This is a genomic window from Gilliamella apicola (genome assembly GCF_003202655.1).
Taxonomy (GTDB): domain Bacteria; phylum Pseudomonadota; class Gammaproteobacteria; order Enterobacterales; family Orbaceae; genus Gilliamella; species Gilliamella apicola_R.
In genome coordinates, this window is sequence record NZ_QGLR01000019.1 from 1 (window position 1) to 3,239 (window position 3,239).

A 3,239-nucleotide genomic window follows, 5' to 3' on the forward strand; every position below is an offset into this window, starting at 1 on the left:
TTAAAAGTCTGGCGGCACCCTACTCTCACATGGGTAATACCCACACTACCATCGGCACTACGGCGTTTCACTTCTGAGTTCGGCATGGGGTCAGGTGGGACCACCGCGCTATTACCGCCAGACATATTCTGTCTTCTCTTATCTCAATTGCTGCGCATTATCTCATATCCACAACAATCCCTCAATCCGGAACAAACTGTTTGATTATCTCATAATCAATCTTTATCTTCGCGTATCCAAAACAACTCCGAGTTGTAAGGTTAAGACTCTCGGTTCATTAGTATCAGTTAGCTCAATGTATCACTACACTTACACACCTGACCTATCTACGTCTTAGTCTCAAACGGACCTTACTGATTCTCATCAGGGAAAACTCATCTCGAGGCTAGTTTCGTACTTAGATGCTTTCAGCACTTATCTATTCCGCACGTAGCTACCGGGCAATGCAATTGGCATCACAACCCGAACACCAGCGGTGCGTTCACTTCGGTCCTCTCGTACTAGAAGCAAACCCTCTCAATTTTCCTACGCCCATGGCAGATAGGGACCGAACTGTCTCACGACGTTCTAAACCCAGCTCGCGTACCACTTTAAACGGCGAACAGCCGTACCCTTGGGACCTACTTCAGCCCCAGGATGTGATGAGCCGACATCGAGGTGCCAAACACCGCCGTCGATATGAACTCTTGGGCGGTATCAGCCTGTTATCCCCGGAGTACCTTTTATCCGTTGAGCGATGGCCCTTCCATTCAGAACCACCGGATCACTATGACCTACTTTCGTACCTGCTCGAGCCGTCACTCTCGCAGTCAAGCTAGCTTTTGCCATTGCACTAACCTCCTGATGTCCGACCAGGATTAGCTAACCTTCGTGCTCCTCCGTTACTCTTTGGGAGGAGACCGCCCCAGTCAAACTACCCACCAGACAGTGTCCCTTACCTCGATTCAGAAGTATAGGTTAGAACATCAAACATTAAAGGGTGGTATTTCAAGGATGACTCCATGCATACTGGCGTACACACTTCTTAGTCTCCCACCTATCCTACACATTAAGGCTCAATGTTCACTGTCAAGCTATAGTAAAGGTTCACGGGGTCTTTCCGTCTTGCCACGGGTACACCGCATCTTCACGGCAAGTTCAATTTCACTGAGTCTCGGGTGGAGACAGCCTGGCCATCATTACGCCATTCGTGCAGGTCGGAACTTACCCGACAAGGAATTTCGCTACCTTAGGACCGTTATAGTTACGGCCGCCGTTTACTGGGGCTTCGATCAAGAGCTTCTGCTTACGCATAACCCCATCAATTAACCTTCCAGCACCGGGCAGGCGTCACACCGTATACGTCCACTTTCGTGTTTGCACAGTGCTGTGTTTTTATTAAACAGTTGCAGCCAGCTGGTATCTTCGACTGATTTCACCTCCATCCGCGTGGGACTTCAATTACCATCAGCGTGCCTTCTCCCGAAGTTACGGCACCATTTTGCCTAGTTCCTTCACCCGAGTTCTCTCAAGCGCCTTAGTATTCTCTACCTGACCACCTGTGTCGGTTTCGGGTACGATTAACTATAACCTGAAGCTTAGAGGATTTTCCTGGAAGCAGGGCATCAATTACTTCAGCACCTTAGTGCCTCGTCGTCACGCCTCAGAGTCTTAGTGACCGGATTTGCCTAATCACACCCCTACACGTTTAACCCACCATCCAATAGGTGGTAAACCTAGCCTTCTTCGTCCCCCCATCGCAGTTATAGCCAGTACGGGAATATTAACCCGTTTCCCATCAGATACGCCCTTCGGCCTCTCCTTAGGGGTCGACTCACCCTGCCCCGATTAACGTTGGACAGGAACCCTTGGTCTTCCGGCGAGCGGGCTTTTCACCCGCTTTATCGTTACTTATGTCAGCATTCGCACTTCTGATACCTCCAGCACACCTCACAATGCACCTTCAACGGCTTACAGAACGCTCCCCTACCCAACACACTTTCGTGCGCTGCCGCAGCTTCGGTGCATAGTTTTAGCCCCGTTACATCTTCCGCGCAGGCCGACTCGACTAGTGAGCTATTACGCTTTCTTTAAATGATGGCTGCTTCTAAGCCAACATCCTAGCTGTCTAAGCCTTCCCACTTCGTTTCCCACTTAACTATGACTTTGGGACCTTAGCTGGCGGTCTGGGTTGTTTCCCTCTTCACGACGAACGTTAGCACCCGCCGTGTGTCTCCCATGATTAAACTTGTCAGTATTCGGAGTTTGCATCGGGTTGGTAAGCCGGGATGGCCCCCTAGCCGAAACAGTGCTCTACCCCCAACAGTTACTCATGAGGCGCTACCTAAATAGCTTTCGGGGAGAACCAGCTATCTCCCGGTTTGATTGGCCTTTCACCCCCAGCCACAGGTCATCCGCTAATTTTTCAACATTAGTCGGTTCGGTCCTCCAGTTAGTGTTAACCAACCTTCAACCTGCCCATGGCTAGATCACCGGGTTTCGGGTCTATACCCTGCAACTTAACGCACAGTTAATACTCGGTTTCCCTTCGGCTCCCCTATTCGGTTAACCTTGCTACAGAATATAAGTCGCTGACCCATTATACAAAAGGTACGCAGTCACTATTACCTAATGGTAACAGCTCCCACTGATTGTACGTACACGGTTTCAGGGTCTATTTCACTCCCCTCCCGGGGTTCTTTTCGCCTTTCCCTCACGGTACTGGTTCACTATCGGTCAATCAGGAGTATTTAGCCTTGGAGGATGGTCCCCCCATCTTCAGACAGGATATCACGTGTCCCGCCCTACTCTATAAGCTTCCACATAATGCATCTTCGTGTACGGGACTTTCACCCTCTATCGTGCGACTTTCCAGACGCTTCCACTAATACATTATGCTACCCGCTTGGGCTCTTCCCCTTTCGCTCGCCGCTACTTAGGGAATCTCGGTTGATTTCTTTTCCTCGGGGTACTTAGATGTTTCAGTTCTCCCGGTTCGCCTCATCTGACTATGTATTCATCAGATGATAGTGTAGTCACCTACACTGGGTTTCCCCATTCGGACATCAACGGTTATAGCGCCTTTTATCGACTTACCGTTGCTTTTCGCAGATTAACACGTCCTTCATCGCCTCTGATTGCCTAGGCATCCACCGTGTACGCTTAATTTCTTAACCTTACAACTCACAGTTGTCTTGGTTTTAATTACGCTTTTTTCTCTTTCTTATCTCAAACGAATATATTTTCATACATCAATTTGC

The 3,239-nt window shown here is 49.3% G+C and carries 2 rRNA genes; both read right to left on the reverse strand.

Annotated elements, in window-relative coordinates:
- Nucleotides 1–6 precede the first annotated feature (6 nt).
- Nucleotides 7–122: ribosomal RNA gene (rrf, locus tag DKK70_RS16340) — 5S ribosomal RNA — on the reverse strand.
- Nucleotides 123–256: 134 nt separating this feature from the next.
- Nucleotides 257–3,155 (reverse strand): 23S ribosomal RNA (locus DKK70_RS16345).
- Nucleotides 3,156–3,239 lie beyond the last annotated feature (84 nt).